Here is a 24,334-nt window from a genome sequence, read left to right as displayed (position 1 = left end):
ATCCGTTCCGGGTCAGCCGCCGGGCGGCCGGTACGTTCCGTATACAGCGGCGCCACCCAATCATGGATGATGGAAAAATCAAGCGCTTCGTTCAGTTGGCGCAGGATGTGTTTTTTCGGCACGAGATCATCCATATTCACGAATTGGAACAATTGCGGCTGGATGGCCGACGACTTATGGGCTTTCATGCTCATTCACTCTTTCGATCGTTTTGTTACTAAAATAAATTCGATAAAACCATGGGAAAGGCCTGCTTATACGGACTTTTTCACCGGACTTCTAGAATGTCCTTCAGGATCAAGCGGGAGGATGCATAAGATGAAACGATTGTTGCTGATCACGTTTACCGCACTCGTCCTGTCGATGATGGTAGCGGGAAACGACTGGCTCGGTCCCCGCGAGCGGCCGGAGCTCAAAGCCAAGGCGGCCGTCCTGCTGAACGCGGACACGGGCGAATGGCTTTATGCCAAGAACGAGAACCGGGCGATGCCGCCCGCGAGCATGTCGAAAATGATGACGGAGCTCCTGATTCTGGAAGACGTTCGGAACGGACGGCTCCGGTGGGATGAGCCGGTTACGGCCGGCCGCTATGCCGCAAGCGCCCCGGGAGCCGAAATGGGACTGGAGCCCGGGCAGACGGCCACGGTGGAGGAACTGTTCAGGGCGATGGCGGTTCATTCCGCCAACGACGCCGCTATTGCGCTGGCGGAGCGGGCGGCGGGAAGCGAAGCCGGGTTCGTGGAGCGAATGAACGCCAAAGCCGGGGAAATCGGATTGTCCAACAAAACGGTATTCGGAAACGCGACGGGGTTGCCCCGCAGCGATCTTCTGGACTTCCCGGAGGCTTCGTCCGAGCGGGATACGGTCATGACGGCCAAGGACGTGGCGCTGCTCGCCCGGTATTTGCTCGTGAACGAGCCCGAGGTGATCCGGTTTACGACGGAACCCGCCGCGGAAGGAACCGTCGGCGAAGGCGGCGAGACCGTCATGCTGCGGACGACCAACGAGATGCTCCCCGGCCAGCGGTTCGGCACCAAGGGCAACAACGGCTTGAAGACGGGCTATACCCGTTCGGCGGGGTATTGCTTTGCGGGTTCTTTTGTCCGCGACGGCCGGCGCTATATCACGGTCGTGATGGGAACGGACACGCCGGAGGAGCGGTTCGAGGAAACCCGGAAGCTGCTTAACGCCGCGCTGGCATGGGAGGGGACGTCGAGTTGAACGCGCCGGAAACGAGCGGACTTGCGGCCGCGGACAAAAGAAGAGCGCTCCAAAAGCTCGAACGCTACTGCTACCGGGTGTGCCTGTATCTGCTGAACGAGGAGGAACCCGCCTCCGAAGCGGCCAAGCAGGCTTTGGTCCAGTTGTACCGCGAAGACTCGCTGTGGTCCCTGAACGAAGGAAGCCGCGCGGATTACATCCGCAAAGTGTGCTCGTCTCACGCGCTGGCGCTGTGGAGACAAACGCTGGCCAAGACCAAGGGCCTTGAACGGAAGGCGCCCTGAAGGCTCCCCTTCCCCCTTTTCCCGGCCCGCCGCCGTTTTCTGCCCATCGCCCGTTCTGAACTCCCGACCGGGAGTTTTTTTTCTTTTCCGAAACCCTTCCGGGCAAAAAACGTTTGCTTTTAACGTAACGTCAAATTTTACAATGGGCATGGGAGGGAAAAGGCCATGAACCGTTTGATGTCCATCGGCGAATTCGCCAAGCTGACCGGCGTCAGTCTGCGGACGCTTCGCTATTACGACCAGATCGATTTGCTTAAGCCAAGCCACGTCAGCGATTCGGGACGCCGCTATTACACCGATCGGGATCTGATCCCGCTGCAGCACATCATCGCGCTGAAATATTTGGATTTTTCGCTCGACGACATTCGCGGCGCGCTTCCCCGCGAGCCCGCGGGCCTGAAGGAATCGCTCAAGCTGCAAAAAGAAGCGCTGCTGCGCAAGCAGGAGCGCCTCGCGCAAATGATGAAGGCGATCGATTACACCCTGTCGGTGCTGGAGGAGGCGGAGCCGGATACGCAAGTGGTCAGCTTCCTTATCCACAGCGTCCTGAAGGAACAAGACTACATGCGCTGGATGGCCCGCCATTTCCCGCAGCCCGCCGTCGAAAACATGGCGGAGGCGATGCGGACGAAAGAGCTGGAGCTGACAAAGCGGACCGCCGAAATTTTTCAGGCGTTGAAACGCGATCTTCCGCTGTACGAGCCGGATCATCCGCAGCTTCAGCGTTATGCGTCGCAGGTGATGGACTTGCTTAAGGAGATGCTGGGACCCGAATTCAAGCTGGAGGACCTCGACCTGAGCCCGGAGGCGATCTTGGAGGCGCCGGATACGTCCATCATCTCCCCCTTCACCCGCGAAGAGGAGCAGAAGCTGGGCGAAGTGTTCCAATACTATACGAACGGATTGAAAAAGGAGGAGTAGTCATGGACAAGCAAGCGGCCGTCGCCCCTGAAAGCTGGAGGAAATTCATCGCGCTGCTTAAGACCGGAAAGCCGGTGAAGCGGATTATCGTCTTCGCCGCCCTGCTCAGCCTGCTTGAGGCCGCGGCGGGTTTAATCGTCCCTTTGTTCGCGCGCGATTTCATCAATCGCTTTTCCGAAATCGGGTTCAACGCCATGCTCGTCGCCGGGCTGGCCGGCGCCTTCGTCCTGCAGGCGCTGGCGGGCGGCGTCGCCCATTACCTGCTGAACGCGACGGGGGAACGCATCGTCGCCGACATTCGCACGCGGTTGTGGAACCATACGCTCGAACTGCCGGTCGGCTTTTTCGACAAGCATGAGTCCGGCGAGCTGATGAGCCGGATCACCCAGGATACGGGCGCCATCAAGACGCTGGTCGCCAGCCATCTCGGCACGCTCGTATCCGGCATCGTCTCGATCGTCGGCGCCGTCATCCTGCTGTTTGTAATGGACTGGCAGATGACCGTCATCCTGCTCTCCGTGATTCCGCTGTCCATGCTTGTGCTGGTTCCGTTCGGCCGGAAAATGTACCGCATCTCCCTGCAGGCCCAGGATGAAATGGCCGGCTTCAGCGCGAGCCTCGGCCGCGTCCTCAGCGAAATCCGGCTGGTCAAAGCCTCCAATGCCCAGGCGGCGGAGCGGGCCAACGGCAGCCGCCAGATCGACAATCTGATGCGCTTCGGATTCAAGGAAGCCGTCTATCAGGCCGTCACCGCTCCGGTCATGACCACCGTCATCCTGCTCGTCTTTGTCGTCATCATCGGATATGGCGGCGCGCGGGTCGCTTCCGGCGACTTGCCGGCGGGGACGCTGGTGGCGATCTTGATCTACTTGTTCCAGATCATCACCCCGTTTACGATGATGGCGTCCTTTTTCACCGCTTTCCAAAAGGCGATGGGCGCGACGGAACGCATTCACGAGCTGCTGAACACCCCGCAGGAACAGCCCTCCGGCAACGAAGGGCGCGCGGCATCGGAGCGGCAGGCGAAACCGGATTTCAGCCAGCCTCTTGTGTTCGACGGCGTTTCCTTTAGCTACGACGCGGATAAGCGGATTCTTTCCGACATCCGCTTGACCATCCGGCCGGGCCAGACCGTTGCGTTCGTCGGGCCGAGCGGCGCGGGCAAGACTACGATTTTCTCGCTGATCGAAAGGTTCTACGCTCCAACGGAGGGACGCATCCGGCTTGGCGAAACGGACATCGCCGACCTGTCCCTGCCGCTTTGGCGGCAAGCGATCGGCTACGTATCCCAGGACAGTCCGCTGATGTCGGGCACGATTCGCGACAATATCTGCTACGGCATCGACCGCCGGATCGACGACCGCGAGCTGAAGCAAGCCGCCGAGCTTGCGAACGCGGCCGAATTCATCGCCAGACTGCCGGCAGGCTACGATACCGAAGTCGGCGAGCGCGGCGTCCGGCTGTCGGGCGGACAGCGTCAGCGGATCGCCATCGCCCGGGCGCTGCTGCGCAATCCGCAGCTGCTGCTGCTCGACGAGGCGACTTCGAGCCTGGACAGCGAATCCGAGGCGCTCGTGCAGCAGGCGCTGCAAAATTTGAAAAAAGACCGGACCACCCTCGTCATCGCCCATCGCCTTTCCACCGTTTTCGAAGCCGATCAAATCATCGTGCTCGAACGCGGCCGGATTACCGGCCAGGGAACGCATGAGGAGCTGCTGAACACCCACCCGCTTTATCAAAAGCTGGTCAGCCAACAGATGAAAGCCGCCCTCGCTTCCGCCGACAGGGAACAGGATTTCGCCGCGATGTAAAGAAGTTGAAGGGTTGCCAGGCCCGAGTCTTCGGCTTTATGATAGGAGGTACACAAAGAGACAGCGGGATAGGGATAGGAGAATGGCGAGCATGGCATATAAAATCGTATTTTTCGATATAGACGGCACATTGGTGGACGAAGAGAAGCAAATTCCCGGGGACGCGGCCAAGGCGATCCGCGAGCTTCAGGAGAAAGGGATTGTAACCGCCATCGCCACGGGCCGGGCCCCTTATTTCTTTCAACCGATCGCGGCGGAGGTCGGCATTGCCTCTTATATCAGCCTGAACGGAGCCTACGTCGTTCACGACGGCGCTCCGATCTACAAGCATACGATCCCGCGGACCGCATTGGAAACGCTTGTCGGCCTGGCGGCTACGCACGGCCATCCGCTTGTCTTCCAAGGAAGCGAGGGGTATTTCGCCAACGCGGACGCCCATCCCCATGTGATCGAATCGATCAGTTCCCTTAAAGTCGAACTGCCGGGGTTCAACCCTTCTTTCTGGGAAACGGACGAGATTTTTCAGGCGTTCCTTCACTGCGAGGAGCATGAAGAGCATCTGTACGGGGAACTGCTGAACGAGCTTCGGCTCGTGCGCTGGCACCAGAAGGCGATGGACGTGCTGCCGAACGGGGGGTCCAAGGCGCGGGGCATCGAGCAGTTGCTCAAGCACCTGGGCATCGCGCCGGAGGAAGCCGTCGCATTCGGCGACGGGCTGAACGACAAGGAAATGCTGTCCTTCGTCGGACTCGGCATCGCGATGGGCAACGCCCACGAGCAGTTAAAGCCGTACGCCGACTATGTTACCGCCAGGGTGGACGAGGGCGGCATCGTGAGCGGGCTTCGGTATGCCGGGCTGATCTGAAGCCGGTTTAACGGGCAAGAGCCGAATCCGGCAACCCGGCTCCGCCGTTCGCGCGCCGCCATGCGCGCTTGAACGGGCGGACCCTTATCGGTTCTGGGCGGCGATCGCCTGCCGCATCGATTCCCGCTCTTCCGAGGTCAGCCGAGGGCAATTGTAGCACTTGGCTCCTTCGGCGCGGCAGTAATACATGCAGCACGACGAACGCATCATCATCCGCTCGCCGGGCCGGTACGGGTCTTCGATATAACGGGGGCGGTACACGAACGGGTTCCGCTTGCGGCGAAACAGCTCCGCGGGCAGCCCGGTTAACGTCCGAACGTCGTGATCCAGCCTCGCCAGCGCATCATCGCGGCGTTCCTCCCGGACGGCGAATTCCCTGACCCTCGCAAGATGCCCGCCGAACTGGCCCCATATCAACTCCGGCTTCACGCCCGCGCCTGCGGCAATCGCTTCGACGGCGGGCACAACCGCTTCCCGGAACCAGGGGATCCACTCCTGGACGGCAGACGCCGCCCGTTCCGTTCCCGGGCTTTCGGGTATATCCTTCCAACGGAGATCGTGGATTTTATAACCGAAATAAAAAAAGCTCCCTTGCGATTCCAACTGGAACGTCAGATTCGACAGCGACAAATCCGGCATCCGGTTGTGCCGCGCCATCACGATCAGCGAGACCGCGCACAGGTTGCACAAGGTCAATCCCGCAAACGATGCCGGCAATTCGAGCCCGGTCGCCCTGACGATCCGGCCGGCCGCCTCCAGCGCGGGCAGCAGCTTGCTTCCGTCGAGCAGGTCCGTCCCCGGAAGCTCCGACACCGGGTTCTCCGCGCCTTCGGGCGAAATGCGGAAAAACCCGCGGATCCATGTAAAATCGATTTCGGTCGACATCGGAAAACCCCTTTGGCTTTCATTGATATCATCATACTGTGTGCGGACCCCTTTTTCAATGAGAAGGATTATTAATATCAATATTTCACCTTGATGTCCCCGGACCGGCATGCCTGTTCCGTATTGCGGATCATGCCGTCAACCGCCTGCAGAACCTTCTCCTGACCGTATTGCCGGATCAGGTTCAGGATCGAACGCTGCGCCTCCCGGCAGCAGGAATGCATCGCCTCCAGATCGGCGCCGAGCCAATCCGGCGTCCGGCTGCTGGCCGTCAGGAAGCGAAACACGTTAGGCTGCAGTTTGCCGCCCGCGAACAGCTTCACCGGCGTCATGCGGACGCGCTCCTGCCACCATTCGTAGGCGGCCGGGTTGAATCCGCCCGCCAGTTCGCCCTCGGAATCCGCAAGCTGCGCCCGGATGGCCGGAAACAGCGTCAGTTGGCCGTTCACGAAGACGGGAATCGCCATCGTCAACGCTTGCCCGGCCGTCCCGCCGGCGTACGGGTCGGCGGTCACGATGACGTCGCCTTCGGCGATGTCGCGGGCGAAAACGCCGAACGCGCGGCGCACCGACGCCCGCAAGGCGCAGAGAGGCGCGTTCCCGAACCGGATCTGATGGGCCAGCTCGAGCCTCGCGGTCAGCACGGCCGCGGCGAACATCCGGTTCTCCGCTTTGTCCGAAGAACGAAAAGCGCGCCGCAAACGATCGCCGGCATGCCGATTCAAGGCCGCGATCTCGCCATAAATCGTTTGCTGTTCGATCCGGTCAGCTGTTGCCTTCGCCACCTTGAACCCCCCTCTCTTTCCCGCCGGACTTCGTCATGCAGCCGCCATTGCCGCCCAAAGACGCTTCGCGCCCGGATAAACGGCATAGGGCTCCTCCGTTACTCCGATTCATAACGCAATTCGCTTCCCCGCTTGAGCGTATTGCCGATCGTGCAGAGCTGCGAAGCGTGCCGAAGCAGCTTCTCCTTGTAGCCGGGCTCAAACAGCGGCGGCAGCTCCACGTCAATCTCGAAGCTTTCCAGACGCGGGGCTCCCGCTGCGGCCTTGGCGGCGCGAACCGCCACGACGAATGCGTCCGCTTCCACCCCGTCGCGCTCCATGACGATATTCAGCGATTTCGCTACGCAGAACGCAAGCGAGCATTCGAGCAGCTCGACCGGCGTCCACGACGCGGACGCTTCCGTTCCCCATACGGCGCCGTCTCCGTTTTTGACCTTGTACTGCCTGTCGCTCCAGCTCACTTCGATCATGCTTGTTCCCCCCATACGGTCCGGACCGGTCAACGCCTTCGTTCGGCGCGACCGCACGCAAACAATCCGATATATGCCCGTCCGCGCCGTCGCTTGCGGCGAGCGCTTTCGGGTATCGGCTTCGTCAAATTCGTTACCGAACGTCTCCAATCCTATTTCTCGATTGATTAGTCAGTCATGTAAATCATATGGGATAACTGCGGGATTTTCAATCCATAAAAATAAGGGTCCCTTCGCTCAGGGACCTTCGTTCAGGGCCGGACGAGCGGCCGGATTCCCGTCAAAATGACGTGCAGCCCCGCCTCCGGCTCCCGGCGGACGATCGCTTCAACCCCGTAAATCTCGCGGATGGCGCGCTCCGTAATCACGTCTTCGGGCTCGCCCGCGGCCACGATCCGCCCGTCCTTCATGACGATAATCTTGTCGCTGTAGCGGATGGCCTGATTGATGTCGTGCAGCACCATCACGATCGTAAGCCCGTGCTTGCGGTTCAGCTCCCTGATGAATTCGAGCATCTCGAGTTGGTAATAGATGTCCAGGTAGGTCGTCGGCTCGTCGAGAAACAGAATCGGCGTCTTTTGCGCCAGCGCCATCGCCACCCATACCCGTTGCCTTTCCCCTCCGGACAGCCTATCGATCGGCAGCTTGCGTTTGGCCTCCAGATTGGTGCAGGACAGCGCCCAGTCGACCGCCCGCTCGTCCTCCTCCCGGTCGCCGCCGAACATCGTCCGGTACGGCATGCGTCCGTACGCGACAAGCCGCTCCACCGTCATGTCCGAAGGCGCGCCGTTCTGCTGGTGCACGACCGCCAGCTTGCGCGCCAGTTCTTTGGGCTTGTAATGGTGAATCGCCTTGCCGTCCAGCACCGCCTGGCCCCCGCCCGGAAGATGGTTGCCCGACATGACGCCGAGCAGGGTGGACTTGCCGCAGCCGTTCGGGCCGATAATCGTCGTGATTTTGCCTTTCGGAACGCTGCCGGAAACGCCTTTCAACTGATCCGTCTTCTTGTCGTAGGAAAAGACAACGTTATGAATCTCCATGCATATGCGCGCTCCTTCTAAGCAGGAAAATGAGGAAGGGGCCGCCGATGACCGTCATGATAATGGAAGCCGGAATTTCGGTCGGAGCCAGCACGGTTCTGCCCAGCGTGTCCGCCGTCAAGATCAGAAGCGCGCCCGAAAGCGCCGAAAAAGGGATCAGCGTCCTGTGGTCCGAGCCGACCAGCGAACGGGCGATATGCGGAACGAGCAGTCCGACGAAGGCGATCAGCCCTCCGATCGCGGTCGCGACGGCGGCGAGCAGCACGGCGACGGCCGAGACGAGCAGCCGGGCGCGATGGACATGCAGCCCCAGGTTCCGGGCGGTTTTGTCCTGCATGGCGAGCAGATTGCACCACGAGGACAGAAGCATGGCCAGCACGAGGCCGGCGGTGCCGTAAATGAGCATCGTCTGCACGTCCGTCCACGTTTTCAGCGTAAAGATCGAGGTCGTCGCCTGGTTTACGCTCGTCACCGCATAGCTTCCGCGGTAGTTGAACGATTGTCCCAGCCCCGTAAAGGTGGCGTTGACGGCAATGCCGACAAGCACAAGCCGAAGCGGGCTTAAGCCCGACTTCCACGAGAGCGAATAGACAAGAAAGCAGGCGAAAACCCCGCCGAGAAATGCAAAGAACGGCAGCCAGAAAAACAGCGTCGGGAAAAGGGTGACAAATAGCAGCGAGATGAGCCCCGCTCCCGAGGAGATGCCGATCACGCCCGCATCCGCCAGCGGGTTGCGCATTACCGCCTGCAGCAGCACGCCGGATACCGCGAGCGAGGCGCCGACAAACAGCGCGACGATCAGGCGCGGCAAACGCAAATCCCGAATCACCTCGACCTTTTCGTTGGTCCCGGTTAATAGCCCTCGAATCAGTTCCGCAAAGCCGACTTTGATGCTGCCGATCGCCATCGAAAGCACGATAGCGGCGAGCAGCAGCAGAATGACGACGACAAAGCTCCATCCTTTCCTGGTCATGGGTACAGCATCCCTACCAGCGCGTCCAGCGCCTTATCGGCCGCCAGATTTCCCGTCGTCCCGAACAGCGCCTCTTCCAGATCGTATACCCGGCCGTTCTTGACCGCATTGAAATGCTTCCAAATATCGTTCTCCTTGAATTCCTTGTCGAACATCTTGATCACCTCGTCCGGCATGCCGTGCGCCGCGCGCAGAATGACGTCCGGATTGGACCGGTGCAAATATTCGCTGTTGGAAGCGAGGTACTCCACCGTCTCTCCCTGCACGACGTTCACCCCTCCGGCTATTTTGACAAGATCTCCGATGTAGGAATGCTCCGTCGCGACCAGATAGCTTCCCGGCACACCCATCAGAATCAGCACTTTGGGATGCGGCTTGCCTTCGACCGCCTTTTTGATCTCCTCGACCTTCTCGTCGTATTTCGCGATGAGCGCCCTCGCTTCTTCTTCCTTGCCGTACTTGCGGCCGATGTCTGCGATCGCTTTCTGCATGGAAGCCAAGCTGGTCAAATCCACGAAGCGCGCCTTAATGCCCGCGCTCTCGAATTTGGGCTGCAAGTCGTACTTCAGCGTCGTGACGGAAAGTACCTCCGTCGGCTTCAGCGACTTGACGATTTCCATATCCGGGCTCATCGGATTGCCGACCTTCGTCACGCCTTTGTAGCGGGCGGGAAGCGTCTTGGAGCTGGTCGGCACGCCCACGAGGTCGATGCCGAGCGCATCCATGATCTGCGTCACGGCGACGGTCGTAGATACGATGCGGTGCGGTTCGGCCGGCGGGTTTGCCTGGCTCGCCTGCGCGGAAGCGGAAGGAGACGGAGACGAAGCGCCTTCGGTCGCGGACGACCCGCAGCCGGCCGCAAACAGGAGCATAAACAGGCATAGCACGGCGCTTGTTTTTTTCTTCATCGTTTCAATCCCCTTTGCTTTCTCTTCATGCCGGCAAAGCACGCGAAGGATGCCGGCAGCCGGCACCCCCGCGAGTTTCGCCGCATTTGGAGACGACGATTACGGCTTTTGCTTCAGCAGCCGCAGGATGAACGTGACCGCTTCCGCCCGCGTCGCGCTGTCGTTGGGTTTCAGCAGCTCGTTCGATTTGCCGCCGATCAGGCCCTGCTTGTAAGCCGTGGCGACATAAGGACGGGCCCAGGATTGGACCTGGTCCGCATCCTTGAACGGCAGCGCCGCCGTTTCGTCGGGCTCGATGCCGAGCGCGCGGACCAGAATGACGGCGATCTCGGCGCGCGTAATCGGATGAAAGGAACGGAACGTACCGTCCGCATAGCCGTTCAGAAGACCGGCCTCCACCGCCTGCGCGATATACGGTCTGACCCAGGGCGGAATGCTGCCGAGATCCTTGAAGGTCAGCCTGTTGGCCGCGCTTTCCAGCTTGAGCGCCCGGGCGATCATCGCCGCAAACTCGGCGCGGCTGACCTGCGCGTCGGGTCGGAACGTGCCGTCCGGGAAGCCGGTTGCAAAGCCGAGCTTCACCGCTTCGTCGATCGCGCCTTTGGCCCAGTGGTACTGAATGTCGCTCAATTGAACCGTCTTGCCGGCCGTACCGCCGTTGCCGTCGCCGCCGGCGGCATCGTTGCCGTTCTCTTCGGACTTCTTATCGCCGATTTCAATTTTGTTCAGCACCGGACGGGGCGCCCCGAACTTCAGATCGACTTCGTAATCGTGGAAATAGTTGTATTCCGGCCATTCGACCTTCACCCAGGCGGGAATAATCGCCGTAAGATCGGCAACTTCGAATTCGACCGTGCGGGTGTTCGCCACCGGGTCGCTTTCGATCGTATTCGGCGTGATTCCGTTTACGGTGAACGCGGTAATCTCCTTGCTTTGCTTCAGGGTGACCGCCACGTAGTTCACTTTGTTTTCGACCCTGAGTTTGGCCGTGTTGACCACATAGCCGTTCATGACGGACGGTTCGGCCGTCCCTTTCTTCAAGACGGTAAAATCCATCGTATAAAGGCCGTCGGACAGCAGATAACCGCCGCTTCCGCCGCCGCCTCCCGGATTTCCGTTCCCTTCGTCGTCTTCGTCAACCGGCGTAGCGCCGCTTAACCGGACTTCGAACGGACGTTCGGATTCTTCCCCGTCAATCCTCAGGTATGCGGTATAAGCGGCGTTCAGATCGTCGATTTTGAACTGCGCCGCTTTCGTCGTAGTGGCGGCCAGCGCCGCGACTTCGGACGTTATCGGTTCGATGAAATCGCTGCTGCCCGCTTTTTGCAGCTTGGAAACGGTCGAGCCTTGGACCGTTTTGAAGGTCACGACATATTGGCCGTTTTGCACCGACAGCCCCAGGGAGCCGTCCACGTAATCCTTGACGTTGTCCGGAAGGGTCAGCGATACGTTGTACTCGCCGTCCGCAAGCGTCGGCGCGATGCTGTCGAGATCAAACGCCAGGCGAATGTCGTGGGTCATCTCGTATGGCGTTTCAACGCCATCGCGGACATAAGACGTGACGATATGCACTTTCGCCTTGAGCACATCGCTCAGCTTGGCGACTTCGAACTGCACGACGCGGGTGTCGGCCTTCTCATCCGCGCTCAGCGTCGCGGCTTCCACAAAGTTCTCGCCGTCCGCCGCCACTTTGAACTCCTTGATCACCGAACTGTCCTTCAGCGTGGCTGTAACCAGCTTTTTCCCGCCTTTTACCGTGAGCCGCTTGGGCGCCAGAAAATAGGCGTTCATCGACGACGGCTGGTCTTTGGTGGCGTGCAAAGCCTGAAAACCGATCGTATACGCGCCGTCCGCAAGCGCCGGTTCCGCCGGACCTACGGACGCGAGCGGAATGGAGGAGGTGTCGAATCCGAATTCGACATCGTATTTGTGGTTGTAGCCCGGTACCGTATCCGATGCGTCGACATGTACGTAAGCCTTCGTTCTTGCGCCTATGTCCTTGACTTTGAACTTGACGGTCCGCTTGTTGGCGGCCGGATCTTCGCTGACGACCGTCACCGCCGGATATTTCTCGTCGTCAGGCCCTTTCTCGTCGCCGCTGTCCACCTCCAGCGAAACCCACCATTTCGCCTGGTTCAGCACGACGGTCACCCAGGTTTCGCCGTTTGCGATGCGTACCTCGGCTTTCGCCTCCTTGTCCATAAAGGTGTCCATCTGGGATGGCGTGTCGGTTCCGAGGCCGGTTCCGGTATCCACTTTGTACACCGTATAATTGACCGAATAAGTGCCGTCTTGATAAACCGCGGAAGAGACCGACGGATTCGACGCGGCGGAAGCTGTTCCCGGAACGAGGTGAAGTCCGGCAACAAGCGTAAGCACCGCTGTCCATAACGCAATCAATTTTACATAGGGCTTGCTCAAGGTCACTCTTCTCCTTTGCCTATTAAATCGATTGTTCCGGGGCCGGATCGGCCGCGGAGCGTTTGCGAAGCTTGGCTCTGCGCAGCAAATACGCCGTCGCGGCGCCGGACAGCACAAGCAGTCCGAGCACCAGCGCGGCCGCGCCCGCGTTCAGGCGGCCGGAGACCTTATCCTCCGGCGCCACGGCGGGGGCGCCGGACTCCGCTTCGGCGGCTTCGCCGGCCGACGCATTCTGCCCGGCCGTTGGCGGCGCAGGCTCGGCGGCCGGGCTGCTTGCCGCCGCTTCTGCGGAAGCGAAGGCGGCCGGAGCCGCTGCCGCAGGCGAAGCGGCTTCGGCGGACGGCGTGGCCTCGGCGGCCGACGGCGGCGCGGCGGTTTTCTCGCCGGCCGAAGCGCCCGCTGCCGAGCCGGCCGGAAGCGGCGAAGCTCCGGATGCTGAGCTGCTAGCCGAAGCGGACGACGAACCGGACTTGCCGCTTTCCGAATTCCCTGCCGGAGCGGCAGCGCCCTTGGCCGGAGCCGGGGATGAAGGCGCGCTTGCAGAAGCGCCTGCAGTAACGCCTTTGGAGACGCCTGCGCCCGCCGCAGCTCCCGCTTTCGCGTTCCCCCCCGAACCGGCAGGCGCTCCGGACGCGTTGCCCGGTGCGGCTTGGGCCGGCGCGTCCGATTTCGCCGTTCCCGCCGGCTTATCGGCAGGCTTATCCGCCGCTTTCACAAGCTTGGCGCTGCCCGTGTCGAACACGAACCGCACCGTATAATCATGGTCGTAATCGATCGATTCGACCGTCACGTGCATTTTCACCGCAAGCGGCGAGCTCAGATCGTCAACGCCAAAACGCACCGTGCGGGTATCCGCCTCCTTGTCGCTGGCCACGACGGGCGCATCCACATAGGAACCGCTTACGGGAACCATGAATTCCGTAATCCATGCGCTGTGGTTCATGCGGATTTTTACGGTCGCCGCGCCGTTTTCCACCGTCATCTCGGCCGGTTTGTCGAAGTAATCGTTTGCAATCGAAACGGAATCGTCGTCCGCCCTTTTGATCACATAATCGATCGTATACGTGCCGTCGGCCAGGTCAAAGGCCGCCAGCGCCGTCGGACAGGACGCAAGCAACGCCGCAAGCCAGACAAGCGGCACCCATGCGCCCAGAATTTGAAACAGCCGTCTCATCGGGAGCAAACAACCTCCTTTCGTTTGGACATCCCCTTTTTATCAATGATTATCATTCTCAATATAGGGGTTTAAAAAAATGCCGCCTGCTGCGGACTTCACCCTCACTCCGCCTATTCCGGATGACACCGATTCTACTTCATCCCATCACCTCGACTTGTTCGGAACGATTCGAGTATACCACTAGAAGATATTGACATCAAGAACGATTCTCATTATCATTGAGAACAAATCTCAATAATTGCAGGGGAATGGATACATGAAACGATTCAAGATATGGGGGCTTGCCCTCCTCTCGCTTGCCATGGCGGGATGCCAGAATGCCGGGGGCTCGGGAAGTCCGGGAACGCCCAATGCGGCCGGCGCCACTGGAGAAAAACCGCTCATGACGATCCGGGACTTTGCGGACCGGACGATCGTTTTTTCGAAAGTGCCGGAGAATATCGTAGCCCTGAGCAACGGGGATATGGATATCGTCTACGCGTTAGGCGGAAAGCTGGTCGGCAGGCCGACTTCCGCCGGACCGCTTCCGGTTCCCGAGGCGGCCGAGGTCGAGCAGATCGGCTCCACGCATCAAGTCGACCTGGAGAAGATTACGCTCGTAAAACCCGATGTCGTGCTCGGCAATGTCTCGTTGAATGCGAAGGACGTTCCGGCCATCGAAGGCCTAGGGGCCCAAATGGTGTTAACCGAGGCCAATTCGGTCGACGACATCAAAAAGCAAATCGCCCTGTTCGGCGACATGCTGCAAAAGCAGGAACAAGCGAAAAAGCTGATCGCGAACATCGATGCGAAGCTGAACGAGGCGAAGGCGCAAGCGCCGGACCCCAAGCCCCGGGTGCTGCTCGTTTACGGTACGCCCGGCACGAATATGGCCGCCCTGCCGAAATCGCTGGGGGGCAATCTGCTGGAATTGGCGGGCGGGGTCAATATTGCCGCCGATTTCCCCGGCTTGCAGAGCTTCCCGCAATACGCCCAACTGAACGTCGAACGCATCATGCAAGCGAACCCGCAATATATTCTGATCATGACGCACGGCGATCCGGAAGCGGTTCGGGCCAGCTTTGTGAAGGAAATGGAGAAAAACGCCGCCTGGAACGACCTGGACGCGGTTCGCAACGGCCGGGTGGACGTTCTGCCTTCCGACCTGTTCGGCACCAACCCGGGGACGCGAGTGACGGAAGCCATCGATCGGCTCCAGGGCATCTTCCGGGCGGTGAAGTGACGGGATGAGCAGCCTTACGTTAAGCAAAAGGCGCAAGCGCATCGTCTGGGCCCTGCCGTTTGTTCTCCTTTTGACCGTGCTCTACGGTCTGCACTACGGCTCGGTATCGATTCCGCCGCAAGAGATTTGGACGGTGTTCTTCTCGGGCGGGGATCCGCTCTACCGTCAGATCCTGATCGACTTGCGGCTGCCCAGAGTGGCGATCGGCCTTCTGGTGGGCGCCTGTCTTGCCGCGGCCGGCGCGCTGCTGCAAGGCGTCATGCGCAATCCGCTGGCCGATCCCGGCGTGATCGGCGTTTCCGCGGGCGGCGGCGTTGCGGCCATCCTGACGATGGTCGTGTGGCCGCAGGCCGGATTTTGGCTTCCGGCCGCCGCATTTGCGGGAGCGCTGGCCTCCTCGCTGGCCGTCTATTTTCTCGCATGGGATAAAGGAGCTTCTCCCGTCAAAATCGTGCTTGCGGGCGTCGCCGTCAATGCGCTGCTCGGAGCGGTGACAAGCGGGCTGATGGTCGTCTACAGCGACCGGGTGCAGGCGGTGATCCCCTGGCTTGCGGGCGGGCTGGAAGGACGCAGCTGGCATCATCTCCGGTTCATGGCCCCTTACGCCGTTGCCGGACTGCTGCTGTCGGTACCGGCGATCAAGCCGGCCAACCTGCTTCTGCTCGGCGACGACTCCGCCAAGCTGCTCGGCCAGCGGGTCGAGCTTCAGCGGATGCTGCTCATCCTGCTCGCCTCCCTGCTCGCCGGAACCGCAGTCAGCGTCGCCGGACTCGTCAGCTTCGTCGGACTGGTCGTCCCCCACGCCATGCGCCTTCTGGTCGGCGACGATTACCGATACCTGCTGCCCCTGTCCGTTGCCGGCGGCGCCGCGCTGGTGACGCTTGCGGATACGGCCGCCCGGACGTGGTTCGACCCGATCGAGCTGCCGGTCGGGATCTTGCTCGCCTGCCTTGGCGCACCGTTCTTTCTGATCCTGCTGCGGAGGAGGAAGCGGCTCATATGACGGCTATGACGGCGATTCAAACGGAACACCTGCAGCTTGATCTCGGGCACTTTCAGTTGGACGGCGTCACGGTTTCGATCCCCGAAGGGCGAATCACCGCGATCGTCGGCCCGAACGGCTCCGGCAAATCGACTTTGCTCAAGATCGTCTCCCGGCTGGCCGCGGCGGACGGCGGCGAGATTCGCGTCGGCGACCGCTTGGTTCAAACGTTTAAGCCCGCGGAGTTTGCGCGGACGCTCACGATGCTGCCGCAGTCCAAGGAGATGTTTCCGGATTTGACGGTGCAGGAGATTGTCGCCTACGGCCGCTCGCCGCACAAGCGGTTCTGGGAGAACCGGATGTCGGCGGAAGACCGGGAAGCGATCGAATGGGCGATGGAGGCGACGGGTACAGAGAAGCACCGGGACCGGTTGTTCCATACGTTGTCCGGGGGCGAGCAGCAAAAGGTCCGGATCGCGATGGCCTTAGCCCAAAAAACCGGCATTCTGCTGCTGGATGAGCCGACCACGTTTCTGGATTTGTCCCATCAGTTGGATGTGATGGAGATGCTGCAGCGCCTCAACCGCGAATGGGGCTTGACGATTGTGATGGTGCTGCACGATCTTCAGCAAGCGGCGGCGTACTGCCATTATCTGATTGCGATGAAGCACGGCCTGGCGGTCGCGGAAGGAGAGCCGCGCAAGGTCATCACCCCGCGGTTTCTCCGGTATGTCTACGATATTGACGCCAAAGTCAGGTTTGAAGAGGATTATCCCATTATTATACCGGTCCAAAAGGCCAAGGAGGACTCGACGATGGTTATCGTGACGAACACATCCCAAATTAAGAAAGGCCATGCGCACAAGCTGATCGAACGGTTTGACAAGGTGGGCAAAGTCGAATTCATGGAAGGCTTTCTCGGTCTGGAAGTGCTGCTGACGGAAAATACGAAGGATTACGAGGAAGTCAGCGTCGTGACCCGCTGGCGGCGCAAGGAGGATTTCCAGGCGTGGACCAGGAGCAGCGCGTTTAAGGAATCCCATAGGCATCGGGATATTCCGGATTATATCCTCAGCAACAAAATCACGTTCCAGGAAGTCAAAATCGTGCGCGAGCCGAGAACGGCCGGCACGGAGCCGGCGGAGACAGCGCAATCGGCGGAACAATCGGGGCAAGCGGTACAATCGGTGCAATCGGCGCAAACGGTAGAAACGGAAGAAACGGCGGAAACCGCGGAGACCGTCGAAAAAACCGGCTGAACGCCGCAAGCGGCGAGCATTCCCGCTCATCCGCTCCGGCGGGCTGTGTGTACCGGATTTAATTGCCTCTATGGCACTTAAATCGGGCGTGCGCCCGATATCGGACTTTGCAATTGCCGTTAAAGCAACTGCATTCACAACCAACCGCTCCGGCGGGACGGATACAAAACAAATGAACCTCCAGCCCCACTTATGACAGTGGTTTTTGGAGGTTCATTTGTTTTACAGATACAGAATCAGTGCAAGAACAACCGCCAGCGCGAGGCGGTAAATCGCAAACGGCACCAGCTTGATGCGGTCGATCAGCTTCAGGAAGAAACGGATCGAAATCAACGCGAACACGAACGAACTGATGAAGCCGACGATGAAGAACGGAAGATATTCCGCGGTAAAGTATTCCCAATTTTTCACCAGCGACAGGAAGCTCGCTCCGGCCATGATCGGCACGGCCATAATAAAAGTAAAGTCGGCGGCGGTCCGGTGGCTCATGCCAAGCAGCACCCCGCCGGAAATCGTCGATCCGGATCGCGAGAAGCCCGGCCAGAGCGAGACGCATTGGAACAAGCCGACCAGCAGCGCCTGCTTGTATGTGACCTGGTCCACCGTTTCGGCCTTCGCTCGCTTGGGCGCAAACCGGTCGGCGGCCAGCATCAGCAGCGCCCCGGCCACCAGGCCGATCAAAACCGTCTCCGTGGAAAACAGATATTCGTCAATGTAGTCTTCGAACAAGAAGCCCAACACGGCGGCCGGAAGCAACCCGACGATGACTTGCAGCAGATTCAGCCGGCTTTTCCGCCCGCCTTCCTGCCCTTTCAGCTTTTTCAGCCCGAGAAGATCCAAAAACCGGTCCTTGAAAACGAACAGAACAGCCAGAATCGAGCCGAGCTGGACGACCACCTTGAACGTGTTGGCGACGGGCTTGGTCAAAAACTGCTCCGAATGAAGCCACATGTCGTCGACGATGACCATATGCCCGGTGGACGATACGGGCGCGAATTCCGTCAAACCTTCAACCGCCCCGAGAACAACCGACTTGAGCAACTCCAACCAATCCAACAGCGTTCACACCTTTTTTGATAAAGTGATGGTTCCGGTTTTTGCGCGCAGCGGTTTCATCATACTGAGAACGAAAGGGAAAATCAATCGGACCCGAGACCAGGACTTGCCGCCGGCCGGAACGTACGGTCCGCTATGCCTTGATCTTGCGGAAGGAAAGATGGATGACCTCGGACAGCACGAGGCCGAACGCGATCGCCCCCGAAAGCGTGAACGCCTGAAACGCCAGCTGCACCGCAAGGTCGTAGTGGTTCTGAACCACATTCCGCATCGCCGCGTACGCGACGCCGCCGGGCACGAGCGGCACGATGCCCGAAACGTTGTAGACGGTAATCGGCGCTTTCAGCCTTCTGGCGAACCATTGGCTTGCAAGCGAAACGGCAAGCGACGCGAGCCATGTCGCCAGCACCGGGTTGGCATCGGCTTGCTGCAAGCCGTAATAAATCATCCACCCGATCATCCCGGCCGCCCCGGCGGGCGCCAGATGGCGGCGGGGCACATTGAACAGCAGCCCGAAAGCGGCGGAAGCGACGAAGCTGGTCAACAGCTGCACGAACGCCGTCATAGCGCCACCCCTCCGCGCAAGGCGAGCACGATCGCGATGCCCGCCCCGATCGCAAACGCCGTCAGCAGCGCTTCGGCTCCTTTGGACAGCCCGGATACGAAATGGCCGGCCATCAAATCCCGGACCGCATTCGTAATCAGCACCCCGGGCACGAGCGGCATCACCGAGCCGATGACAATCGAGTCAAGCTCGCGGCCCCAGCCGGCCAGCACGAACAGGCACGCCAGCAATCCCACGGCGAAGGAGGCGACAAACTCCGCAAACAGCTTGATCGCGATTCGCCCGGAAGCGCAAATCAAGGCCAAATACCCCGCTCCTCCGGCCGCCATCGCGGGAACGAAGTCGTTCCAGCTCCCCCCGAACATGATGAGAAAGCAGCCGCTGGCCACCGCCGCCGCGGCCGTTTTCAGCCGGGCGGGATAACCCTTGCCCCCGCTTTCCGTCTCCTTGAGCAGCCGGTATGCGCCGTCGGCCGACAGTTCGCCGGCGCCGATGCGCCGGGAAATGGCATTGACTTCCATGACCTTTTGCAAGTCGGTCGCGCGGTTCGTAATGCGGCTGAGGCTGGTAAACGAATCCGCCCCTTCCCCCTCGGCTCCTTCGATCGTGAAAATGATGCCGGTCGGGGTCACGAAGCTGTGCGAACGCGGCAAGCCGTAAGCACGGGCGATCCGCGTCATCGTATCCTCGACCCGGTACGTTTCCGCGCCGTTTTCGATCATGATCTTGCCGGCCAGAAGGCACAACCCCGCGATCCGGCGGGTATACTCGGATGACTGCGGCACTGTCGTCTGTCTCCTCCGCTTGACGTTGCAATCTTTTGTCCCATTTTATCAAAAAAGGCGCGAATGCTTAAGAAAAACGCGAACGGTGTCCGGACGGGAATGGTTGCCAATCCCGGTACTCCCGCTTTACGCGGCCGCTTTTAAGGCGTTTGAATCGCCGCCTTCGGCGGAAAATTCCCCTGCAGCTACGGTAAAGTCACTTGCCGCGCGAATTTTTGCGGTACGCATAACGGCCGTTTCGTGCGCCTTCGGGGAGCGTCCGTTGGGAGAATCCCGTCTTTCGCAACGTTCAAAAAAAACCGTCCGGAGCGAATGCTTTCGCTTCCGAACGGTTTTTGGGGGGTCATGCGTCCTTCTTGGGCTTCCTCCATTCCGCCGGTCCCCATCCGTCTTCTCCGTCCTCTCCGCCCGCTTCGACCATGCGCTTAAGCGCGGACAGCTTGTTGTCCCAATACCGGTCGAAATAGGACAGCCAGCGCTTCAGCTCGAGCAGCGGATCGGGCTCCAGCCGGTAGCGCGTCTCCCGGCCGATCTTCCGCTCCTTCACCAGCCCGGCCTCCGCGAGGACGCGCAGATGCTTGGACACGGCCGTCCGGCTTATCGGATAATGCCCGCTGATCGCCGTAACGGGCATCTCCCCGTCTGCGAGCAGCCGGATCATGCTGCGGCGGGTCGGGTCGGCGAGCGCCTGGAAGACATCGTGCTTGCGAGCAGCGGATGCCGGCATGTCAACCCTCGACGTACGCGCGGAGCTTCTCCGCCAGTCCGCTCCAGCCGTTGTCCATCCGCTCGCGCACGACCCGGTGAGACTCGTTGAATTCCGTTACCTTTTCGGGGTCCCAGCCGGAATGGATGAGCGTAAATTCGGTTTTCCCGTCCCGCTCCTTCAATTCAAAGGCAAGCGTCCAGTCCTTCCCCCATCGAAAAGCCAAGCGATGCGGCGGGTCCAGCTCGGTTACCTTGCAAGGAGAGTCGCCGAACGGCCCGGCGTGCAGCGTAAACTCGTAGCCGAGCTCCGGCTTGAAGTCGTTCGGCATGAACCAGGCGGCGATGCCCTCCGCGGTGGCGACGGCCGCCCACACCTTGTCGATCGAAGCGTTCAGCACCAGCGTCTTGCGAATATCGGGAAGCGCCTGCTTCTGCTGATCCATGGTTATTCCTCCTGTCTGAAAATCCGGTTTCGGCAAAACGCCGGTTTTGGATGCGAATATGAAACCGATAGGTTTCGCTTTTTGATTTTACGAAACCTTTGGGTTTCATGTCAAGCGGACGAAAAAACAGGACACCCGGTTAACCTGAACCGCCGATTGCCGGATGCCCTGCCTTTTTGGGCCTATTCTATATCGTATCCAATTTGGGCCTGATGGGCTTCATGCGCCCGGTTCCTGCGGTCTGTTTGCCATTGAGGGACCAGCCTCGCTTTCCAGCGCAAAAACCAGCTCCGCCGCTTTCGCCGTTTCCTCCGGATGATGCTGCGGAATCATATGGGCCGCATCGGGCAAAACCATCAGCCTCGAACCGGCCAGCTCGCGATGCAGCCGGAAGCTGTGTTCCTTCGTCGAAAAAGGATCGTTCTCCCCGACGACGATCACGGTCGGCACGCGGATTTCGGCATAGCGCGGGCTCAGCGCTTCCGCCGCCGGAACGAACGCGAGCACATCCTCGCGATTGGCCTTGAACTGGGACGGACGGAGCCAGAGAGCCAGCGCTCTTCGGAGGTACGCTTGCGGCACGGGCTCGGGAGCGAAGGTCGCCTTCAGCATGCCGCGGGCCGCCAATGGTCCGAGCGCCGCCAATAGGGCGTGCAGCGCCAAATCGCCCAAAACCGGCAAAACGGCCAATACGGAGACGGGATCCCATCGGCCGGCGGGATACCCTTCTTTGTACATGCCCCCTCCGAGCGTGACGATTCCGGCGGTGTCTTCCGGATAACGCAGCGCGTACGCAAGCGCCAGAAGTCCGCTCCAGGAATGCCCGACGATGACGGGCCGCTCAATCCCGAGTTCCTTGAGCGCCTCGTGAATCAGTTCCGCCTGCTTCATCGGCGTCAGCCTCGGGCCTCGCGGCCGTTCGCTGTGTCCGTAGCCGGGGCGGTCGAAAGCCAGCGCCCGCCGCCCTCCGGCCGCGCAAAGCCTTAGCGCTTCGTCGAAATCGCGGCCGTCCAGCACCCCGCCGTGCAGAAAAACGACCGGTCTTCCTTCTCCCGCTTCGGTGTAATGCAGCTTGACGCCCTGCACGGACACGAAGCGTCCGGCGGGCCGATAGGTCCGTTCCGCCCGATGCACCCGGCGCTTGCCGTACCCGTACGATACAAGCCAAAACACGAAAATGGCCGACAGGAGCCAACCGTAAACCGCCATATGCTCGCCTCCTAGGTCCGTCCCCGGAATTCAACCGGCTTCCCGATGGGTGCAAGCCCGTTCCACAGCAGGCGGGCGGCATCCGAAGCGAACCGCTCCGCTTTCAGCTCTGCGGGAGCCAGCATCCAGGAAACCAGAAGACCGTTCAGGACGGTTTGAATAAACACCGCCAGCGAGCGCGGATCCACATCGGCCCGCAGCGCGCCCCGCTCCTGCAAGCCCGCAAACATGCCGGCGACAGCGCCATAAAACGTTGCGAACGCCTGCCGCAAGCTCTCCCTGGCGTCCGGATCGCGGCTCGAAACCAAAAACTCGAAAAACAGCAGCGGACGCTCCGGCACCGCCATGCAATGGCGGAGCTGTTCCGACAGCCACTCCGCCAAAGCTTCCTCCGGCCGCCCGGCACCGACAATCGTTTCCGCCTGCTGCGGCACAACCCGCGCCTGCTGCTCCAAATTCCGCCTGCAAATGGCCAGGTAAAGCTCGGCTTTGTTCGCGAAATGCCAGTAAACGGCCCCCTTCGTCTGTCCCGCTTCCGCAGCCACCTGGTCCATGGTCGCTCCCGCATAGCCATGCCTGGCAAAAACCCGAATGCCCGCATCCAGCAAGCGGGTTCGCCCGTCTTCGCCGGAAATGCCGAGCTCCTCCTGCGTCTGAAGCAGCAGCCGCTTCAATTCGCGCTTATCGCCAAGCCGCCGCCGAACGGTCGTCCAGTGCACGCCCGCCCGGCGGGCGATATCGGCATAGCCGATCCGGTCCGCCGGCCGCTCCGCCGCAAGCTCGCGGACGGCGCGGAAAATTTCGTTTTCGCTGCCCATCCCCGTCCGATCCCCTCCAAAAAGTGATATTAACATTCTTATTAGTATGCTATTATCATATTTAGAGACGATCCGGTTGTCAATCCGGGCGTCCGGCGAGGAACGCAAGATACTTTTTGTTTTCCGCGCAGGAACGGTTTACAATGAAAGGTAAAAGAAAGGTAAAAAAATCAGTCTCGCGAGGAGATGAACCGTCGTTGAAACAAGACCTGATCCGCAGATTAACCGCTTATGCGCAGGTGGATACGCAGTCCGATGACAGCAGCGATACGTGCCCGTCCACGGAGGGACAATGGACGCTGGCCCGCATGCTGGCCGAAGAGCTGAAATCGATCGGCATGCAGGACGTCACGATCGACGGCAACGGTTACGTGATGGCCACGTTGCCCGCGAATACGGACAAAGAAGTGCCCGTCATCGGCTTCCTCGCGCATATGGACACGGCGACCGAATTCACCGGAAAAGGCGTGAAGCCGCAAGTCGTCGAACGCTACGACGGCAAGGACATCGTCCTGAACGAAGCGCAGCGGATCGTGCTGTCGCCTCGGGATTTTCCCGATCTCGCCCGTTACGTTGGGCATACTCTGATCACGACGGACGGCACGACGCTGCTCGGCGCCGACGACAAGGCGGGCATCGCCGAAATCATGACGGCCATGGACTATTTGCTGCGCCACCCGGAAATCAAGCACGGCAAGATCCGGGTCGCTTTCACCCCGGACGAGGAGATCGGCCGCGGGCCGCACCGGTTCGACGTCGCCGCCTTCGGCGCCGAGTACGCGTACACGATGGACGGCGGACCGCTTGGCGAGCTGCAGTACGAGAGCTTTAACGCCGCCGCGGCCAAGATCACGTTCAAGGGGAAAAACGTGCACCCCGGCACGGCCAAGGACAAAATGATCAACTCCATCAAGCTGGCGATGGAGTTGCACAACCGGCTTCCGGCAGACGAAGCGCCGGAGCGGACGGAGGGCTACGAGGGCTTCTTCCACCTCCTGTCTTTCCAAGGGGATGTGGAAGAAACGGTGCTTCGCTATATCATCCGCGATTTCGACCGGCAGCGGTTCGAAGCCCGCAAAGCGCTCATTTCCTCCCTGGTCGACGAGATGAGAGCGAAGGTCGGCGCGGAGCGCATCGAGCTGGAACTGAAGGATCAATACTTCAATATGCGGGAAAAGATCGAGCCCGTCCGCCATATCGTCGACATCGCGAAGCAGGCGATGGAGAATCTCGGCATCCGCCCGGACGTCAAGCCGATCCGCGGCGGCACGGACGGCTCGCAGCTGTCGTATATGGGGCTGCCGACGCCCAACATCTTCACCGGCGGGGAAAACTACCACGGCCGCTACGAATACGTCTCGGTCGACGATATGGTCAAAGCGACAAGCGTCATCATCGAAATCGCCCGGCTGTTCGAGCAGCAGGCCGGTTAAGCCGCGGGAAGCCTGTCCGGCGCATGCGGCCCCTGCCGTCCGGGTGGACGGCCCGGACGCAGCAAGGCCCGGCATTCCAGTATCGGAATGCCG

25 protein-coding genes are annotated in these 24,334 nt (G+C 60.6%); 9 read left to right on the top strand and 16 right to left on the bottom strand.

Features of this window, described 5'->3' with window-relative positions:
* Nucleotides 1–188, bottom strand: a 188-nt coding sequence (locus F560_RS0115385) for a transposase (RefSeq protein WP_019004870.1), incomplete at its 3' end; no start/stop codon positions are given.
* A gap of 130 nt (nt 189–318) precedes the next feature.
* Between F560_RS0115385 and F560_RS0115380 the strand changes: the two genes are divergently transcribed.
* The 5 genes from F560_RS0115380 (at nt 319) to F560_RS0115360 (ending at nt 5,102) form a co-directional block, all read left to right on the top strand.
* A complete protein-coding gene (locus F560_RS0115380; RefSeq protein ID WP_019006640.1) occupies nt 319–1,221 on the top strand; it encodes a D-alanyl-D-alanine carboxypeptidase family protein in 903 nt (300 codons plus the stop codon).
* On the top strand, nt 1,218–1,505 hold the full coding sequence (locus F560_RS0115375; protein WP_019006639.1) for a hypothetical protein: 288 nt from the start codon (nt 1,218–1,220) through the stop codon (nt 1,503–1,505). The genes F560_RS0115380 and F560_RS0115375 overlap by 4 nt, the downstream gene beginning before the upstream one ends.
* Nucleotides 1,506–1,670: 165 nt before the next feature.
* Entirely contained in the window at nt 1,671–2,426 is a 756-nt protein-coding gene (locus F560_RS0115370; protein ID WP_019006638.1) for a MerR family transcriptional regulator, read from the top strand.
* A gap of 2 nt (nt 2,427–2,428) precedes the next feature.
* Nucleotides 2,429–4,237, top strand: coding sequence for an ABC transporter ATP-binding protein (locus tag F560_RS0115365; protein ID WP_019006637.1), 1,809 nt, complete (start codon nt 2,429–2,431; stop codon nt 4,235–4,237).
* Between the two features lie 91 nt (nt 4,238–4,328).
* Nucleotides 4,329–5,102 carry a Cof-type HAD-IIB family hydrolase gene (locus tag F560_RS0115360; protein ID WP_019006636.1) on the top strand — a complete coding sequence of 258 codons (774 nt, stop codon included), beginning with the start codon at nt 4,329–4,331 and terminating at the stop codon, nt 5,100–5,102.
* An 84-nt stretch (nt 5,103–5,186) separates the two neighbouring features.
* Here F560_RS0115360 and F560_RS0115355 read toward each other — a convergent pair whose 3' ends face one another.
* The 8 genes from F560_RS0115355 to isdC form a co-directional block, all read right to left on the bottom strand.
* The gene (locus F560_RS0115355; protein WP_019006635.1) at nt 5,187–5,987 is read right to left on the bottom strand and encodes a (2Fe-2S)-binding protein; all 801 of its coding nucleotides are present in this window, start codon (nt 5,985–5,987) and stop codon (nt 5,187–5,189) included.
* 77 nt (nt 5,988–6,064) lie between these two features.
* Nucleotides 6,065–6,772 carry a hydantoinase B/oxoprolinase family protein gene (locus F560_RS23390; protein ID WP_019006634.1) on the bottom strand — a complete coding sequence of 236 codons (708 nt, stop codon included), beginning with the start codon at nt 6,770–6,772 and terminating at the stop codon, nt 6,065–6,067.
* A 98-nt stretch (nt 6,773–6,870) separates the two neighbouring features.
* Nucleotides 6,871–7,242 (bottom strand): OsmC family protein, encoded by a 372-nt coding sequence (locus F560_RS0115345; protein ID WP_169449905.1) that lies wholly within the window; start codon nt 7,240–7,242, stop codon nt 6,871–6,873.
* A 251-nt stretch (nt 7,243–7,493) separates the two neighbouring features.
* Nucleotides 7,494–8,282 carry an ABC transporter ATP-binding protein gene (locus tag F560_RS0115340; protein WP_019006632.1) on the bottom strand — a complete coding sequence of 263 codons (789 nt, stop codon included), beginning with the start codon at nt 8,280–8,282 and terminating at the stop codon, nt 7,494–7,496.
* Nucleotides 8,269–9,255 (bottom strand): FecCD family ABC transporter permease, encoded by a 987-nt coding sequence (locus F560_RS0115335; RefSeq protein WP_019006631.1) that lies wholly within the window; start codon nt 9,253–9,255, stop codon nt 8,269–8,271. Before F560_RS0115335 ends, F560_RS0115340 begins: the two co-directional genes overlap by 14 nt.
* Entirely contained in the window at nt 9,252–10,163 is a 912-nt protein-coding gene (gene isdE / locus F560_RS0115330) for a heme ABC transporter substrate-binding protein IsdE (protein ID WP_019006630.1), read from the bottom strand. The genes F560_RS0115335 and isdE overlap by 4 nt, the downstream gene beginning before the upstream one ends.
* Before the next feature lie 99 nt (nt 10,164–10,262).
* Entirely contained in the window at nt 10,263–12,584 is a 2,322-nt protein-coding gene (locus tag F560_RS0115325; protein ID WP_019006629.1) for an NEAT domain-containing protein, read from the bottom strand.
* A 22-nt stretch (nt 12,585–12,606) separates the two neighbouring features.
* Nucleotides 12,607–13,758 (bottom strand): heme uptake protein IsdC, encoded by a 1,152-nt coding sequence (gene isdC, locus F560_RS26080; RefSeq protein ID WP_019006628.1) that lies wholly within the window; start codon nt 13,756–13,758, stop codon nt 12,607–12,609.
* A 259-nt stretch (nt 13,759–14,017) separates the two neighbouring features.
* On the opposite strand from isdC, the gene F560_RS0115315 reads away from it, so the two are divergent.
* The 3 genes from F560_RS0115315 to isdG are packed head-to-tail and all read left to right on the top strand — an operon-like array spanning nt 14,018 to nt 17,224.
* A complete protein-coding gene (locus F560_RS0115315) occupies nt 14,018–14,983 on the top strand; it encodes an ABC transporter substrate-binding protein (RefSeq protein ID WP_026298320.1) in 966 nt (321 codons plus the stop codon).
* Nucleotides 14,984–14,987: 4 nt separating this feature from the next.
* Entirely contained in the window at nt 14,988–15,986 is a 999-nt protein-coding gene (locus tag F560_RS0115310; protein WP_019006626.1) for a FecCD family ABC transporter permease, read from the top strand.
* Nucleotides 15,983–17,224 carry a heme oxygenase gene (gene isdG / locus F560_RS26450; protein WP_019006625.1) on the top strand — a complete coding sequence of 414 codons (1,242 nt, stop codon included), beginning with the start codon at nt 15,983–15,985 and terminating at the stop codon, nt 17,222–17,224. Before F560_RS0115310 ends, isdG begins: the two co-directional genes overlap by 4 nt.
* Before the next feature lie 222 nt (nt 17,225–17,446).
* Here isdG and F560_RS0115300 read toward each other — a convergent pair whose 3' ends face one another.
* From F560_RS0115300 to F560_RS0115270, 7 genes are all read right to left on the bottom strand, one after another.
* Entirely contained in the window at nt 17,447–18,280 is an 834-nt protein-coding gene (locus tag F560_RS0115300) for an undecaprenyl-diphosphate phosphatase (protein WP_019006624.1), read from the bottom strand.
* A gap of 133 nt (nt 18,281–18,413) precedes the next feature.
* Nucleotides 18,414–18,845 carry a threonine/serine exporter family protein gene (locus tag F560_RS0115295; protein ID WP_019006623.1) on the bottom strand — a complete coding sequence of 144 codons (432 nt, stop codon included), beginning with the start codon at nt 18,843–18,845 and terminating at the stop codon, nt 18,414–18,416.
* Nucleotides 18,842–19,630 carry a threonine/serine exporter family protein gene (locus F560_RS0115290; RefSeq protein WP_019006622.1) on the bottom strand — a complete coding sequence of 263 codons (789 nt, stop codon included), beginning with the start codon at nt 19,628–19,630 and terminating at the stop codon, nt 18,842–18,844. The genes F560_RS0115295 and F560_RS0115290 overlap by 4 nt, the downstream gene beginning before the upstream one ends.
* 343 nt (nt 19,631–19,973) lie before the next feature.
* Entirely contained in the window at nt 19,974–20,357 is a 384-nt protein-coding gene (locus tag F560_RS0115285; protein ID WP_019006621.1) for an ArsR/SmtB family transcription factor, read from the bottom strand.
* A gap of 1 nt (nt 20,358) precedes the next feature.
* Nucleotides 20,359–20,781, bottom strand: coding sequence for an SRPBCC family protein (locus tag F560_RS0115280; protein ID WP_019006620.1), 423 nt, complete (start codon nt 20,779–20,781; stop codon nt 20,359–20,361).
* A 219-nt stretch (nt 20,782–21,000) separates the two neighbouring features.
* A complete protein-coding gene (locus F560_RS0115275) occupies nt 21,001–21,990 on the bottom strand; it encodes an alpha/beta fold hydrolase (RefSeq protein ID WP_019006619.1) in 990 nt (329 codons plus the stop codon).
* Nucleotides 21,991–22,001: 11 nt separating this feature from the next.
* Complete coding sequence (locus F560_RS0115270; protein ID WP_019006618.1) at nt 22,002–22,808, bottom strand: TetR/AcrR family transcriptional regulator; 807 nt, start codon at nt 22,806–22,808, stop codon at nt 22,002–22,004.
* Nucleotides 22,809–23,005: 197 nt separating this feature from the next.
* Here F560_RS0115270 and pepT point away from each other — a divergent pair, with 197 nt between their 5' ends.
* Entirely contained in the window at nt 23,006–24,241 is a 1,236-nt protein-coding gene (gene pepT / locus F560_RS0115265) for a peptidase T (RefSeq protein WP_019006617.1), read from the top strand.
* Nucleotides 24,242–24,334: the final 93 nt, after the last annotated feature.

Origin of the sequence: Cohnella laeviribosi DSM 21336 (genome assembly GCF_000378425.1) — a bacterium.
Classification (GTDB): domain Bacteria; phylum Bacillota; class Bacilli; order Paenibacillales; family Paenibacillaceae; genus Cohnella; species Cohnella laeviribosi.
The sequence above is the reverse complement of the archived record's forward strand: the minus strand, read 5'-3'. Positions and strand labels throughout refer to the sequence as shown.